Annotated in this window: 13 protein-coding genes; 1 reads left to right on the top strand and 12 read right to left on the bottom strand. The window is 54.9% G+C overall.

Going from position 1 to position 15718, the window contains the following annotated elements:
- Positions 1 to 3 precede the first annotated feature (3 nt).
- From IEW06_RS14725 to holA, 10 genes are all read right to left on the bottom strand, one after another.
- The gene (locus tag IEW06_RS14725) at positions 4 to 1311 is read right to left on the bottom strand and encodes a bifunctional folylpolyglutamate synthase/dihydrofolate synthase (protein ID WP_188548509.1); all 1308 of its coding nucleotides are present in this window, start codon (positions 1309 to 1311) and stop codon (positions 4 to 6) included.
- Positions 1312 to 1442: 131 nt separating this feature from the next.
- Positions 1443 to 2396: a hypothetical protein gene (locus IEW06_RS14720; RefSeq protein ID WP_188548508.1), complete on the bottom strand. Its 954-nt coding sequence runs from the start codon at positions 2394 to 2396 to the stop codon at positions 1443 to 1445.
- A gap of 56 nt (positions 2397 to 2452) precedes the next feature.
- The gene (locus IEW06_RS14715; RefSeq protein ID WP_187732030.1) at positions 2453 to 2866 is read right to left on the bottom strand and encodes an ExbD/TolR family protein; all 414 of its coding nucleotides are present in this window, start codon (positions 2864 to 2866) and stop codon (positions 2453 to 2455) included.
- Positions 2867 to 2956: 90 nt separating this feature from the next.
- Positions 2957 to 3658 carry a MotA/TolQ/ExbB proton channel family protein gene (locus IEW06_RS14710; RefSeq protein ID WP_084447443.1) on the bottom strand — a complete coding sequence of 234 codons (702 nt, stop codon included), beginning with the start codon at positions 3656 to 3658 and terminating at the stop codon, positions 2957 to 2959.
- Position 3659: 1 nt separating this feature from the next.
- On the bottom strand, positions 3660 to 4922 hold the full coding sequence (locus IEW06_RS14705) for an HU domain-containing protein (RefSeq protein WP_188548507.1): 1263 nt from the start codon (positions 4920 to 4922) through the stop codon (positions 3660 to 3662).
- A 118-nt stretch (positions 4923 to 5040) separates the two neighbouring features.
- The gene (locus IEW06_RS14700) at positions 5041 to 6738 is read right to left on the bottom strand and encodes a TonB-dependent receptor (RefSeq protein WP_187732033.1); all 1698 of its coding nucleotides are present in this window, start codon (positions 6736 to 6738) and stop codon (positions 5041 to 5043) included.
- Positions 6739 to 6835: 97 nt separating this feature from the next.
- Positions 6836 to 10048 carry a tetratricopeptide repeat protein gene (locus tag IEW06_RS14695; protein ID WP_187732034.1) on the bottom strand — a complete coding sequence of 1071 codons (3213 nt, stop codon included), beginning with the start codon at positions 10046 to 10048 and terminating at the stop codon, positions 6836 to 6838.
- Between the two features lie 243 nt (positions 10049 to 10291).
- Complete coding sequence (locus IEW06_RS14690) at positions 10292 to 10795, bottom strand: hypothetical protein (RefSeq protein ID WP_188548506.1); 504 nt, start codon at positions 10793 to 10795, stop codon at positions 10292 to 10294.
- 297 nt (positions 10796 to 11092) lie between these two features.
- Entirely contained in the window at positions 11093 to 11527 is a 435-nt protein-coding gene (locus IEW06_RS14685; protein ID WP_187732036.1) for a response regulator, read from the bottom strand.
- A gap of 134 nt (positions 11528 to 11661) precedes the next feature.
- Entirely contained in the window at positions 11662 to 12714 is a 1053-nt protein-coding gene (holA, locus tag IEW06_RS14680; protein WP_187732037.1) for a DNA polymerase III subunit delta, read from the bottom strand.
- 163 nt (positions 12715 to 12877) lie between these two features.
- On the opposite strand from holA, the gene tyrS reads away from it, so the two are divergent.
- A complete protein-coding gene (gene tyrS / locus IEW06_RS14675) occupies positions 12878 to 14191 on the top strand; it encodes a tyrosine--tRNA ligase (protein ID WP_187732038.1) in 1314 nt (437 codons plus the stop codon).
- Positions 14192 to 14306: 115 nt separating this feature from the next.
- Here the strand turns inward: tyrS and IEW06_RS14670 are convergent, their stop codons facing one another.
- Both IEW06_RS14670 and IEW06_RS14665 read right to left on the bottom strand, forming a co-directional pair.
- The gene (locus IEW06_RS14670) at positions 14307 to 15203 is read right to left on the bottom strand and encodes a prohibitin family protein (RefSeq protein WP_187732039.1); all 897 of its coding nucleotides are present in this window, start codon (positions 15201 to 15203) and stop codon (positions 14307 to 14309) included.
- Complete coding sequence (locus IEW06_RS14665) at positions 15178 to 15447, bottom strand: hypothetical protein (RefSeq protein WP_187732040.1); 270 nt, start codon at positions 15445 to 15447, stop codon at positions 15178 to 15180. The genes IEW06_RS14670 and IEW06_RS14665 overlap by 26 nt, the downstream gene beginning before the upstream one ends.
- Positions 15448 to 15718: the final 271 nt, after the last annotated feature.

Here is a 15718-nt window from a genome sequence, read left to right as displayed (position 1 = left end):
TTCCTATCCGTAAAGCTCCTCGACCTCAGCTACCACAAAGGTACTTCCACCGATAAAAACCACATCATCCGGCCCTGCAGCAGCGCGGGCAGCTTTCACCGCCGCTGCTACAGGTCCATAAATTGCCCCCCGGAGCCCAACTACGGCAGCCCGCTCCGCTAGTTCAGCGGCGGGCAAAGCACGCGGAATGCTTGCCTGGCAGAAATAATAGGTGGCCGTGGGGGGCAAAAGCGTGAGCATTTTGGTCACGTCCTTATCGTTTACTACACCCAACACTACGTGCAGCTGATGGTACTTGAGTTGTGCCAGTTGGGCAGTTACCAGGCGTAACCCTGCCTCATTATGGGCTGTATCGCATACCACCAACGGGCGGCGCCCGATAATACTCCAGCGCCCTCGAAGCCCCGTAAGCTGGCTCACTTGGCTCAATCCCTGACGCACTGCTGACTCAGGAATTTGGAATCCCTGCCGTTGCAAATCGGCTAAAACGGCTAACACGCCAGGTAAATTAAACCGCTGATATTCACCCAGCAAACCTATCTCAAGCTCATTCAGTACTGGAAGTTCATGTAGCTTTATAGTAAAGCGCTGTGTTTCCGTATCCGATGACTGGGGGGCATTTTTTTCAACTTGATATTGCTGGTCGGCAAACGTCAGGGGCGCGGCCAGTCGGTGGGCTTTTTCCTCAAAAACAGCAGCTACTTCCGGCTGCGTCTGGCTAATAACAACGGGCACGCCCGGCTTGATTATTCCGGCTTTCTCAGCAGCGATGAGCGGCAGCGTGTCTCCCAGCAACGCCTGATGATCGAAGCTGATGTTGGTGATCAGCGAAACCAGTGGCGTAATGATGTTAGTGGAATCCAGCCGGCCGCCCAAGCCCACTTCCACGATGGCGATATCTACTTTCTCTTCGGCAAAATATTGGAAAGCCAACGCCACGCACATCTCAAAAAAGGACGGCTTTACTTCCTCAAACAACGGACGCCATTGCTCCACAAATGCCACCAGATAGCTGGGGGGCAATTCCTGGCCATTGATTTTGATGCGCTCCGTGAACTCACGCAGATGAGGTGAAGTGTACAAGCCTACTTTATATCCCGCCGCCTGCAACACAGCCGCCAGCATGTGGGAGCTACTCCCCTTACCGTTGGTACCGGCTACGTGCACGCTACGAAAGCGACGCTCCGGGTGACCAAGGGCCTCAGCCAGTACTTCCGTATTCCCCAATCCTTCCTTATAGCCTGCTGCTCCTACCCGCTGAAACATAGGCAGTTGCTCGTACAGGTAAGCCAACGTTTCGGCGTAAGTCATGGGAAGTAGAATCAATAAGTAGGTCGAACCCTGCTCAATTATTTTGCTAATGAGCGCTGATGTGAGCGCAAAAGAAAACCGCCGGCCGGATAAATCCGACTGGCGGCTACGTGAATGAAGAAAATAGCTAACTATTCCAGGCGGAACCGAAAGGTAATATACCCTACGCCCCCACCCGGATCAGGGCGCGTTTTGCGGAAGGAGAACTGCTCGCGAATCGTTTTGATGCAAGCCTGCACCTGGGCTGCTGACATGGTGCCGGCAACTTTACCAACCGAAATAATCTCGCCTTCTCCGTCAATTGTAATCTTAAAACGCAAATAACCACCCTGATTATCGACGAGCGGCGGCTGCGGCTTGTTGGCAAATGCCCAGCCACCGTTGCCGAAGCCGTCACCGGAGCCGCTGCCGCCCCCCGAGCCGCCACCATCGCCACCGCCACTGCCGGGCGTACCGTAGAGGGCGCGGGCATCAAGGCTGCCTTTAGGATTGCCCTGGTCGCCTGTCGCGCCGGGGCGGTCGCCGTTATTGTTGCCAGTGGGTGTATTGCTCGTACCGGCAGAACCATTGCCACCGCCATCATCGCTGCCCTTGGGCGTATATAAAGTGCGGGGTTTGGGGGCAGGAGGAGCTTCGCGCACAACTTCCTTCACCGGCTCTGGCTTTTCTACGGGTGGCGTTTCTCGTACAACCGGCTTGGGCGGCGTAGGACGCTCTACTGGTGAAATTTTGACGGGGCTTTCCTCCGCCTCACTAGTCACTATTTTTTCCTCCGCGGCATCGGGCGGCGTGGGGGCTGCAGCCCGCGCTGGCTGTGGTGTGGGCTGCGGATCAGGGTTACGAGCCGGGGGGCGGCTGTCCTCGGTATTGCGTGAGTTATTGGCCTGGGCCAGCGTTTGGATATCGCCATAGCCGGCTTCATCCACGCCATAGTTCAGCTCAACACCACCACCACCCATTTCCGTTAAGGGCGGATCTGGCCCCTTGAAAACGGTAAATATGAACAGCAATAACAGCAAGACATGAACGATCACCGTCCCGACTAGCGCCTCCCGGCGGTGATGTTCGCGGTAATCGAGTGCCATGAGTTATCTATAATTAAGTATCGAGTTGTTCAACGCAAACCATAAAGGGCGCGTTCCTACCCGCGCGCGGCGCTTTGCTGTGCCTGCGTGGCCATCACCATTTTCACTTTCAGCCGGTTGCCGATTTCGAGAATATCTACCAGCTTCTGCACGTTCAAAGATGCATCGACGCGCAAGACCACTGTAGGCTGATCGAGACCAGTTATGCGCTTGCTAAGGGCCGATTCCAAATCGGTTGAAGTTACAGGCTGACGATCTAGGAAGTACTGCCCAGCGGCATCAACGGAGATATTGATTGTCTCTTTCATCACGGCCTTGCCTGAGCGGGCATTAGGCAGAAGCAGCTTAATCACGTTGGGATTTACCATCGTACTCACAATCAAAAAGAACAGCATCAGGAAGAACATGATGTCGTTCATCGAGCTAGTCTCGACGTGCGAGGAAAGCTTGCGGCGGCGGCTTAAATCCATTTTTAATTGTTAGATGGCTGAATGGTTAAATAGCTGCATGTTATGGCAAGTCGTGTAACGCCCAGCCATTCACCCTTCAACCATTTATTTTTAATTATCCTGCAGGATGTCCATGAACTCAATGGCCGAGTTTTCCATGCGGAAAACCAGGCGCTCAACCATGATGCTGAGCCAGTGATAGCCAACGTGGGCAATGATGCCGACGATAAGACCAGCCGCTGAGGTTACCATTTTAGTATACAAGCCGCCCGAAATCTGGGCGATACCGAAGTCGCCGGTGGTGCTGATGGCGTAGAAAATTTTGATTACACCGATAATGGTACCCACGAAACCAAGCATGGGTGCAATACCAGCGATGATACCCAAGATGCTGATGTTCTTCTCTAAACGAGCAATCTCGATTTTACCGACGTTCTCGACACTGGTTTCGATGTCTTTCAGGGGCAAGCCAATGCGGCGAATACCCTTCTCAATCATGCGAGCTAAGGGCGAAGCATTTTGCGCGCACAGCATTTTTGCCCCCTGCAAGTCACCTTTCACCATCAGCCCCCGAATGCCCCCCATGAAGGAATCAGGGTTGCTGGTGGCTTTGCGAATGGTGATGTAACGCTCCAGAATAATAAAAACAGAGATCGAGAAGAGAATAAAAATGGGAATCATTACCCACCCACCCTGCAGCACCAAATCAATCAGGGACAGTTCGGGGGCAGCCGCGTTGGCCGCAGCATTGGCGGCAACAGCCGCAGTATCAAGGGGAGCAGTGGTGGTAATTTGCAGGAGCAACGATGTCATTTTAGTACTTAAGAACCCAGAGTGATGAGCCGTATTGTTTGCGTAATTGAGAAAGGCTGCGGTCGGCGGAAGCGCGGTCGGCAAATTCGCCTACAGTGAGGCGGTAAAAACGGCTGCCAGCGGATGCGCGCGTCGCACGCACGGGCCACAATATCTGCGCAGGACGGTTTTTGCGGGCTAAAGCGGCCCGTGCTTTTTCCACGCTCCGAGGAGTGTCAAAGCTGCCGGCTACCACGTAGAAACGACCTGTCCGGGTTTTAATTGTTGGAGTCGAGGCTGCTGTAGCCGGCGTCGCCGTTGCAGCCGCTTTTACTGCTGGCGCAGGAGCAACAGCCGGTGCCGAGGAGGCTAACGGTTTAACTACTTCTGTCGGCTTTACTGGAATTGCTGGCTTTGCAGAAGGTTTTGCACTAGCCTCGGCAATGGGCTTCTCTACAGTATCTGAAGTGGAGGCAGGCGTATTGGTTGGCTGATTCTTATCCCAGTCAGCAGTTTCGGGAGTCACAACGGCAACCGGTTCGGTTGAATCGGCTGCACCGTCGGGCACGAATTCTTCGCTCCAGCCATGGTTGGCCAACGTAGCCTGCTGCGTGGCTCTGGATTGCGGTTTAATAGTGCTGGGGGGCATTTTCTGCTCTTGGGCCACCCACGAGGCCGGCACCGCCCTGAAGCTATCAGGCAAGTGGCCCAGGCGCAGAGCAAACAAGTAACCAGCCGATAACATCAGACCGGTAAGTACGGTGGCGGCGGCAACGTTGAACACCCGAGCTGCCCTCCGTGAACGACCCGCGACGGTGAGCTGGGGCGCCGTAGGCTGCCGCTCGCGAGCCAGCAAGGCATCCGTTGCCCGCACTGGCCGCGATACTAATTCGGGTAGTCCATAACTGGCCGAGAGCAGATTTTGGGTGCCCGTGTATTCAAACTCCAATCCTCTTCCAGCAGCCCGGCGAAATACTCCAATGCCCGGCAGTTCCGTGCGCTGGGCGCTTTCCAACTCAGCCTGCAGATTAGCCACCGCGTTGCGCACCATCTGACGGGCTTCCGAAGCGGGCACATGCAGCGCATGACTCAGGGCATCAACCAGCAAGCCATCGTTGCGGGTCAGAGCACCATTGAAGGCGACGGTTTTGGTTGGTGGAGTCAGCGTGTGGCGCACCGGATGAATCCGGGCCGGCGCATAATCGGCGATAAGGCCGCCGAAACCGGGAATAATCACGCAGTCGTGGTCCCGAAGTAAGCTGAGAATATGGTTGGAAATCGGCAAGGTCGGTTGTGTTTGTGGTGCGTTAATCTTTGCTGCGTTAAGGCTGTAAACAGCTTACTTATCGGAAGTAAGCTTCGGAATATCCTACTATTTACAAGTGCATCAGCGCAGTAAAAAATTAAAAATCATAGGTCACGCCCGCCAGTACGTTGATGCCCTTCACCGGGTAGTTCAGGAAACGCTCGTACTTGCGGCCCAGCAAATTGTTGCCTAAAGCAAAGATTGACAGATTTTCTGAGAAACGATAATCGCCACGCAGGTTCAAATCTACCACTGTGTCCGTAGGACGCACCACCTGCACCAAGTCATCAGCAATGCCGCCGGCCTTATAGCCTACTCCGAAACTAGAGCTATACGTATATAACTCCGCCCCTAGCAACAGTTTATCGCCAACGTTGTGAGTTCCGAACAGCACCGACTGGAAAGCAGGCCGGTGAAAAGCTTCAGCCAAGGTCTTGGTGTTATAGCCATTGTAATCAGCCTTTACGCCCAACCGAAATTGCTCAGCAGCATTATAAATCACTTCCCCGTGCACATTAAGCAATTGTGTTGACTTGCGGTCGTACACTAAGTCAAAACGAGAGGTATCGGTAGGGCTGTTAGCGTAGAAATACAAGTTGCGGTCGTTAGCGGCCGTTACTTTGGCACTTACTGACAGACCCCGAGCAGGTGTCGCCGTAAAGCCTCCGTAAATAGTTGGCCCCCGGTGCGTATCGGCCACGCGCTGGTTAGGAGCCAGCCAGGGGTTTTCGGTGGTCAGATCGTACATAGTCACGCGCTGCAATGCCCCTCCCAGTCCGCCAAACACCACAAATTTATCCTCGGCCACGGTGTAGCCCAAGCGAATTGCCGGATACACATTGAACTGCGAAGCTGTACCAATGGTGTCACCGGTGTAGCCCAGGGTAGCGCCCACCGATACGGCCAACCGGTTCAGATCGGCTTCAAAAGCCGGCGTGAACTGTACGAATGGCCGACTAGTAGTAGTCAACTCGTCCTTTTGCGATATCAGGGATACATCACCATTCAATGCGATTCGACCTTTCTCACCCAACGCATAGCCTGAGCGGAGCGACGCATTGAAGTTGCTTTCGCTAGCCGCAAACCGATCTTTCCAATAGTTAAAGCCTACGCCAAAGTCGTACTGAAAAGCCGCATCGGCGGCGCGGTTGCGGGCATATACCTTCGCGGCGGCGCGGGTGAACACTTGCTTGATGTCATCGACATCGGGGGGCAAATTCTGGGTCTCACGGTTGTAGCCGTAAAAATTATACCGCTCCCGCCCCAAATCTAGCTTGGCGCCCAAGGCAGCAGTACCACTGTAGGTTTCGCCATTCAGCCCCAGGCTGGTCTGGCTGAGGCTGGAGTTCTTACGGTCAACGGGTCCGCGTGAAGAAGAAATGTGGCTAAAATCGAGGCCATAGGAAGCGGCCTCATTGCGCGTGTTATGCAGGTAAGCCTTGCCGTAGATGGTCCCGTAGTTGCCCAGCGCGCCCTTCAGGTAGTTGCCGGTCTGGGGGGCTAATTCTTCCTGTTTGATCGTGAGAACGCGCACCGACGGATTGAGGCGGTCGGCAGGCAGCCGAAAGTCGGGATAAGTGAACTGTACCGTTTGTGCCTGCGGGGTTGGTGCCTCTACTTTGATCTTATCAAAGTTGCGCGTCGCCTCGGGCAGCTCGTTCACGCGCTCCTTTACAATTTCAATTTCAGCGTCTTCAATTTTGCCCCCCGGCCGCTGCTGTGCCCACGAATAGCGGGGCGCGGCCACGGCCAGCAATGTGACCAGAGCCAGGGAATAAGGCGAGCGAAGCATCATAGCAACGGAGTTGGGTTTAATATAAGCTTAGATTTAAATCAGCTTATTCAACCATTTATTAATCAGTTATTTATTATTTCAGCAAAACAGAGTCGCCCTATTCTTCTACGGGTACTGGGGAAGTTGTAGTATCGGTTGGCTGAGTCTGAGTAGGCTGCAAAGCCTGACGCGCAGCAGCCCGACGAGCGGCTGGCGAAGCTGGTTTGGCAGGAGTTGTTTTGGTGCCCGCCGGCGATGTGCTTGTAGGCTTGGCACCACTCGTTGCAGGCGCCGGTGCAGCGCCATCGGCGGGCAGAGCAGCTAGTCGCTGCTTAGCGCCTTCGATGATTTCCGCCACCGGGAATTTGTTGTCGATGATGGAATTCAGCGTGGCACGTGCCTGGAAATTATCACCCTGCAATGCGTAGATATCGGCGATAAGTAGAAAGCCCCGACCCTGCCACAGCTCATATTTGGAGGCGTTGGTTTTGTAGGCCGCATCCAAGGCCTCAGGGTATTTCTTCTGGTCGAATAATACCTGGGCCAAAAGGTATTGCGCCTCTGCGCCATTTTCATCTGTGGCCGTGCTGGCTGCGGTAGTCAGCTCGGGAATGGCTTGGTCCAGGTTGCCAGCTTTGTAGCTGGCTTTGCCCAAATAAAGCAGTGCCGCATTGGTCGCGTTCAGCGAAGCACTACCCAACGCCCGTAGATCCTGAGCCACGCGGCGGGTGCCGTCGTAGTCACCACTTTCGTAGTAGCTCCGCATCAGCCCAATGCCTGCATCAGCTACTTCCCGCTTGTTCTGCGATACTTCTCGCAAACGAATGTAGTATTTGATGGCCTCCGGGTAGTTCTTATTGGCATACTCCAAGTCGGCAACCCGACCTGCGGCGCGGTTGACAAACTCGCTCTTGCCTTCCGTTACCACATTTTTCAACCCAGCTAGGCCCTCGGTTTGCTTACCCGTTTTCAGGTAAGAGTCACTGAGGAAATAGCGGCCATCGGCGGCCAAGGACGTGTTGGGATATTGCTTGAGGTAAGCTTCCAGCCTCGGAATTGCCTGCGCGTACTTCTCAGCGGTGTAAAGTGATTTGGCTGCTTCGAACTCTACACTTTCAGTAGCACCACTCTGTGGGTTTTGCTGCTTGTATTGTCCAAGCGCCTGGTCAAATTCTTCGGTCTTACCCAACGCGGCTAAGCTTTCTTGCAAGCCCGATAGCGCATTGGTTGCCGATTTGGTGCGCGGATACCGCTCCAATACCTGGCGAAAGTCAGCCACGGCCTTATCATGCTGATTGAGGTTGGCGTACGCTACGCCACGCTTCTGTAAGGCCTGCGGAATCAGGGCGCTGTTAGGCCGAGCCCGAATCAGGCGCGAAAAGCCATCAACGGCGGGCTGAAAATTACCAGCCTCAAACTCAAACTGCGCCTGCTGAAATACGGCATTGTCGGCGTAGCGCGACTGGGGGGCAGTTTTGAGCAGGGTATTCAACGTATTGGTAGCTTCACCTTGGCGACCTAATAAGCCCAGTGTTACGCTCTTTTGGTAATAAGCGTAATCCTTGTCGGGCGCATTGGAAGCAATAACCTTGTCGTAGCCAGTCAGGGCCTGCTTGTAGTCTTTGGCCACATAATAAGTATCGGCCAAGCGCAGGGTTACGTCGTAATAGTTGGGGTCATTGGCCGGCTGGCGGGTTTCGGCATCCTTCAGATACGCTTGAAACTGCGGCCGCGCCCGATCATACTGCTTGGTGTTGTAATAAGCATAGCCGAGGCCATAGCGGGCTTTCTGGTCGAAGTCCGTTTCGGCCGCGCTGCCGGAACGGGCCGTGCGGGCCGCTGCGGTATAGCTCTGAATGGCTTCCGGATATTTCTGCCCGATACTGTAAATCTCACCGCGCAGCACCTGAGCGGCGGCCCGCAGGGCGTCGTCCTGGGGGTATTTCAGCGACTTGTCCAGCAACGGCAGTGCCTCGTTGAACTTGCTGTTGTTGTACAGCGTGGCCGCTTGCAAGTACGTTACGCGCTGATAGGTAGCGTTCAGGCGGCTGCTCCGGTTATCCAGGCCTTCGAGGTAAGAAATGGCCTGCGCGTAGTCGGATGAGTTCAGAAAGCTTTCACTCAGAATATCATCGGCGGCAGCCGCATTTTTGGAGCCGGGAAACTTCTTGTTGAAATCCTTTAATGAGGCAATTACTTCCCGACCATTACCCAGCTGGTAGTTTACCTGAGCGTATTTGATGGTGGCATTCTCTGTGATGTTGCGGTCGAAGGTGGCATTGCGGGCCGCGTCGAAGGCATTCAGGGCAGGCTGATTCTGCTTGAGCTGCAAGTAGCTCAGACCCATATGATAGGCCGCGTTCTGGCCCAGCGAGTCCTTGCGGGCGGCTACTCCCTTCAGGCTGTTTACCGCACCCTTGAAGTCGCCCATCTTATAGTTGGCGTACCCGATTTTGTACTGCACCGTCGGGTCCATCTTCTTGCGGCCGGCCGCGTAGCGGTTGAAGTACTCGGCCGCACTCTGGAAGTCGCTTTTCTGGTAGTAAGCATCGCCTACGAGCAGCTGAATTTCATCGGCGCCCTGGGGCGGCGGGGTTTGCGCCAATGCCTTCGATCCATAGGCAATCAGACCCTCGAAGTCGCCTTCCTTGTAATAAATCTGCGTCATGACGGCGGGCACTACGAGGCGGTAGCCGTCGCTTTCCTCGGCCACGGCCAAATCGCGGCGGGCACCGGCAAAATCGCCCGCCCGGAATGCCAGATAGCCCGCGTAGTAGCTGCTGGCGTAGCGATACTCGGAGCTGCCTTGCTTGGTGCGGTCGAACAGCAAACGTGCCTTATCGAATTCCTTCTGAGCGAAGTAGCTGTAGGCCAGTTTAAACTCCGATTCTTCACGCTGCTCCAGCGTCAGGTTATCGGGTCCCACGCGCTGCATGTACTCAGCGGCTTTGGCGTAATTCTTCTTGTCGAAATAGAATTTACCGAGCTGAAAAAAGGCCTCCGCTGCCTTCGGGTGGGCCGGATTGTTGGCCGCGAAGGCTAGAATCCGGTCTTCGGCGTCGGGGTGAAACAGGTAGAGGCCCGACACGGCGTAGTAGTATTCGGCGTCGGTGGTGCGGTCGCGCTGTTCGCCGGTGCGGCGCTGGGTAAGGTCGAGGTAGCGCTGGAAAGACTGTTGCGCGGCGCCGTACTTGCCACGGTCGAAGAGTTCAAGGCCTTCCTGGAAATGACGCTCGTCGGCGGCAAAAACCTGGGTTTGCTGGGCTGCGGCCACCAGTGGGGCCGCCGTGCTAAGCGTGGCGGCCAGCGCCAAGCGGGGAAATAACTTCATTGCGGGGCGTTACAAGAAAGGGCGCTGCGGGCCCGGGAGTGGCCAAAAGTAGCGAAAAAGTGGTGGAGGTTGCACAGAAAAGGCATTCTCACAGCTTGGCAACGCGCTGGGGGGCTTTTTTGGTATAATACCGCCGCACTAGTAAGCTGCCTACAGAATAGCACGGCTTTAGATCAGGCCAGCAAGGCTGCTCCTGCATACAGGGCAAGGCATAAAGGCTACTGAGCCGGCTGGGGGGCTTTTTTACAAGCCAAAATGCATGGTGTAGTCGCCACCATCAGTGATGTGCACGCGCTTAAAACCAAGGGCTTTGAGCTCGATGCATACCTGTTTGATTACCGTATCCTTGCTCTGAGCATCAAAGGATCGCGACGACATAATAATTACGTCGGCTTGTTCCCCTACCACGTTGATCGTGGCTTCCATGCCTTTTTGCAGCAGTTCCTTGGGCAACTGGGCAGCATAGTTCTGGCGCTCCTCTATAGCCACAACGTCTTTGGCTACCACCGTTTTGGGCGTGATGCTTTCAGTAGCCAATGCCGAATCAGGGGCCGTATCAGCCGCTCCGGCCGACGCGGCGGAGGCCAGCAGCGCCGTATCAGATGAGGCAGCCGATGCGGGAGCAAACTTCCTAGATATCTCTTTCGAGCGGGCTTTAGTATCGGCCCTCAACTTGACTGAAGCGGTTGGCGCGTTGAGCGCCAGGTATTCTTCAATGGCTTCTTCCTGGTAGGCTGCAGTTCGCATGGCCGCCAGCAGCCTGTCCGATTCCGCGTCTGCATTCATTGCGTTCGACTGCTCCGTTGTAAATGCTGAACCGGACGCCCCTGCTGCCTGACTCGCGCTGTATAAGGGCGCCGGCCGCGTCCATCGTCCTAGTATAAAGGCCCCTAAAAATGTAAGCAGCGTAATTCCTAACAGACCAAAAAGTGAGTTCCGATTCACAATACAAGAAGTAAACAACTAGTAAAATGCTCGCCGTTGCAGCCACCAATACGCTTACAAGGCCAGAAAGTATACTATGGCAATCGACAAGCCAATTGTTTAGCTTATGTGTTTCATTTCGCCTTCAGTCAGCTGCCACCCAAAGTGTTTCCTGAGCATTTCCCTCACTTTTTCCTTGGTTAGCGGCTTGGTCAGAAAGTCGGCTACATGAAGCTGCTGTCCGCGCTCCACGTCCTGAGAGTTCACCGACGTGGTGAGCATAATGATGACGATGGCCTCTTTGCGAGCCAGCGGCAACTGCTGATAGGAAAACAGAAATTCGAACCCATTCATCACGGGCATATTCACGTCAAGCAGAATCAGGGCCGGACAGGCGGCATCAGGGCATTGCTGATCCAATAAAGCAAAGGCTTCCTGACCATTCAGCGCCACCATTAGCTGGTCAGCAATGGCTAAATCTTCCAGTAGTCGTTGATTAAGAAAGTTGTTAATCGGGTCATCATCAACTAAAAGGATACACGGTAGCTTCTCCACGCAAATACCTAATTATAAATGTTGGGCTAAATAAAAAACGGTTGTTCCCTTGAGGCTAACTCGTTGGGGGGCAAATCTAAGGTTTAAACTGAACAGCGGACTAATAACTGGCCAATGACGTAGTTATTAAATGCTTAGCCCGCTATGGCACTCAGCGGCACGGGGTGCAGCATCAGGAATACCAGCTCGCGCAAAATCTCCCCTTCCGTCATCGAGCCCGACTCGATACCCTTGCTCTGCGCATCGGCGCGGCGCAGCAAGTGAATGATGTCGCGGGTGCGCTGAAAGCTGTAGTTGCGCATGGCCAGCTGCGCATCTTTCTGCTGGAAGCTGTTCACCATGCCCAGTTTTTTGAAGTCAGCATCGGAGGGGCTGCCGATCTGGTGCAGCACGAGCAGCTTGGTAAAAAAGCCGAAGAGCAAGGTAAGGTTCGGGATAATGGGATTAGCCTTCGGGTTAGCTTCGAAGTAATGCAGTATCCGATTGGCCTTAAGCACATCGCGCTGCACCAGGGCGCGCTGTAGCTCAAAGATGTTGTAGTCTTTGCTAATGCCCACCAGGCGCTGCACCAGGTCCTCATCGATGGCCTGGCCGGGCTTCACGTTGAGCAGCAGCTTATCTATTTCATTTGTCAGCCGGCCTAGGTCGGGACCGATATACTCGCTGAGCATCGCCACGGCCTGGGGGGCAATTTGCTGCTGCTTGCTGCGCACGTAGCCCGTCAGCCAGGGTGCTACCTGGTTGTCGTAAAGCTTTTTGCTGGTCAGCACGGCCGCGTGCTTGGTCATAGCTTTGGACAGCGCCTTGCGGCCGTCCAGCGTTTTGTGCTTATAGCAAAACACCAGCACCGTGCTGGCCAGCGGATTTTTCAGGTACGCCTCAAAAAACGGATAGCTACTCTCCCGCTCCAGGTCGGCCACCGACTGCGCTTCCTTCACAATGACCACCGAGCGCTCCGCCATCATCGGAAAGCGCCGCGCCTGCCCCAGAATAGTGGCTATATCCACATCCTTGCCATAAAGCACCACCTGATTGAAGCCGCGCTCATGCTCCGGCATCACGCTTTTCTCAATGATGTCGGCAATCAGATCGATGTAGTACGGCTCCTCCCCTTGCAGGAAATAGATGGGCGCAAACTGCCGTTGCTGGAGCTGCTTCAGAATCTCGTCGGGGCTGAAGTTGGGCACTTCGGTAAAGCGTTGAGTTGAAATATTGCCTGGATACTTTTCTTCCTAAGCCAGGCAAAGGTAAAGCTACGACGCGCCTCACCGCTTACCTTTGCCGCAGAAATGGTTGAATGTGGGCTCACGGTCGTCATTCAACAGTTAACAGTCAAAACTTCTTCTTGCTTTGAATTTACTCGACGAACTCCGCTGGCGCGGAATGCTGCACGATACCATGCCTGGCACGGCAGAGCATCTGGCCGAACATCAGCCCATCAGCGGCTACATCGGCTTCGACCCCACGGCCGCTTCCCTGCACATTGGCAACCTGGCCACTATCATGCTGCTCGTGCATTTGCAGCGGTCGGGCCACCGGCCGGTAGCACTGGTAGGCGGCGCCACCGGCATGATCGGCGACCCCTCTATGAAGTCGTCGGAGCGCAACCTGCTGGATGAGGAAACACTGCGTATAAACCAGGCTGGCATTAGGGCTCAATTAGAGCGGTTTCTAGAGTTTAATGACGGCCCGACTGGCGCTGTCGTGGTCAATAATTACGACTGGTTTAAGGAATTTGGCTTCCTGGAGTTTCTGCGTGATGTAGGCAAGCACATTACGGTAAACTACATGATGGCTAAGGATTCGGTTAAGCGCCGTTTGGGAACTCCCGAGGCGGAAGGCGAGCAACGTGCAGAAGGCCTATCTTACACGGAGTTCAGCTACCAGCTCCTGCAAGGCTACGACTTTAGTCATCTTTATAAAACGCTGAACTGCACCCTGCAAATGGGCGGCTCCGACCAGTGGGGCAACATCACGACGGGCACCGAGCTTATCCGGCGCCTCGACGGCGGCAAGGCGTTCGCTCTTACCTGCCCGCTGGTCACGAAGGCCGACGGCACCAAGTTTGGCAAGTCGGAGGGCGGCAACGTGTGGCTTTCGCCCCAAATGACTTCGCCCTACCAGTTCTACCAGTTCTGGCTCAACGCTGCCGACGCCGACGCCAGCCGCCTAATCCGGGTGTTCACCTTACTCAGCGAGGCCGAAATTCTGGATCTGGAAGCCCAACACGCGCCGGCTCCGCACCAGCGCATTCTGCAGAAGGCCTTGGCCAAAGACGTCACTAGCCGCGTCCACTCCGCCGAGGCGTATGAAGCAGCGGTAGCTGCTTCTGAGATTCTGTTTGGCAAAGGCGACCTCGAAGATCTGCAACGCCTCGACGAAGCTACGCTGCTCGACGTATTCGCCGGCGTGCCGCGCCTTGAAGTGCCGCGCGAGCAAGCTGGCAGCTTGCTGGTAGCTGATTTGCTCAGCGAAGCCACCCAGTACCAGATTTTTCCTTCGAAAAGCGAGGTTAAAAAGATGATTCAAGGCGGTGGCGTGAGCCTGAACCGTCAGAAAGTGGCTGCCGCCGATCAAGCTGTATCTGAGCTTCCTTTGCTCCAGGATAAGTATCTGGTGGCCCAGAAAGGCAAGAAAAATTACTTCTTGATTTCGCTTGTCTAAGGCTCTGCTTTCATCACCCTTTTAGAGCAGGCAGATAAAAGAATTCATTCTATGAGTACGAAAAAGCCCCCCAGATCATGTCTGGGGGGCTTTTTTACAGAACAATAAACATGGATTATTTGCCTACCGCGCCGGCAGGAAGCTGTAGCAAAAACTGGCTGCCGCTGCCGCCGCTACCTGAGGTATAGGCCGGTACGGCGCTTCCACCCTTTTCCCAGGCTTCAATCCAGCGCATTTGCACGAGCAGCGGCGTCAGCGACTGTTGCTGCTTTTCGTTGGCATACGCCTGCGCGTCGGCCGCAATGCGAATCGATTTGGCCCGGCCCTCGGCCTCCGCAATGTTGATGCGCGCCTGGGCTTCGGCCTGCCGAATGCGGTTTTCGGTTTGCAGGCCGGTTTGTACGGCGGTGTTTTTCGCGTCGATGGCGGCTTTCAGGCTGGCCGGCGGCTCCAGCTTGGTGGTGATTTGCTGCACGGTGAAGCCCATGGTCTGGAGCTGACCGACGAGGTTGGCCTTCACCTGCGCCTCGTAGCTGCCCCGGTTGCTGATCAGGCTATCGGCCGTGTAGCGGTTGGTAGCTACGCGGTAGGCTTCGTACACGGCCGTTTTAAGGAATCCGTCCTCAATATCGGGCAGCGGGCGCCGGTACTGGCGGAAGATGTCGTCCACCTTATCCGACTGAATAAAATAGTTGAGGCTGGGTGCCACCCCAAAGCCCGAGCCGTCCTTGCTCTGCACCTCAAACTCCTCGTACTCCTTGTGCTGGGTGTACACCGGAAACTCATACACGGCTGTGCTCAGCGGCGTGTAGAATACCCAGCCGGTGGTGTACGTAATATCGTCAACGCCGCGCGAGGAGCCCGCCAGGTTTACTTTAATGCCCACGTTGCCCGCGTCGATGCGCTCTACTTTAATCAGACTGCACCCGGCAATAGTTGCTACTAATAATAAGCTGCCAAAAACGATAGGCTTCAGCCAGCGACGGTTAGAATTTTGTAGAAGATCGGTCATTAAATGAAGATGGTGGAGTAGAAGATGAATGGGATAAGAAGCGGACAAGGCCCCGTGCGGCCTGATACATGGAGAAAGCTACGCCTACAGCCAGTACCGAAAGCCCTGCTATTCCCCAGCCCAGCCACCAGTCGGAAGGGCTGCTAAGCCAGTGGAGGAACATCGGCACGGCATAAGGCAGCACACCAGCGTAGAACAGCGCCCAGGCAGCCATCCACAGATAATAAGTGCGTTTAGTGGGCATAATGAAGTAGCTGAATCAATGGGACAGTGCCGCAATATCTGAACTGTTGCATACACCACCTAATGCTGTCTCTTGGCGTTTCGCCAGAATCCTTACAATCAATAAAAAAAGCCCCCCAGAAAATCCCTGGGGGGCTTTTTAGCAGTAGCAAGGTTCACGGAATAGGCGGAATCTAAAAACTCCGCATAGGGCCGTGAATTACTTCTTCTTTGCTGGAGCGGCTTTTTTGGCAGCGGCTGGAGCAGCTTTCTTAGCAGCTGGAGCAGATTTA

Source organism: Hymenobacter qilianensis (assembly GCF_014638675.1).
Taxonomy (GTDB): domain Bacteria; phylum Bacteroidota; class Bacteroidia; order Cytophagales; family Hymenobacteraceae; genus Hymenobacter; species Hymenobacter qilianensis.
Note: the sequence above shows the minus strand (reverse complement) of the source record. Positions and strands in the feature narration are given on the sequence as shown.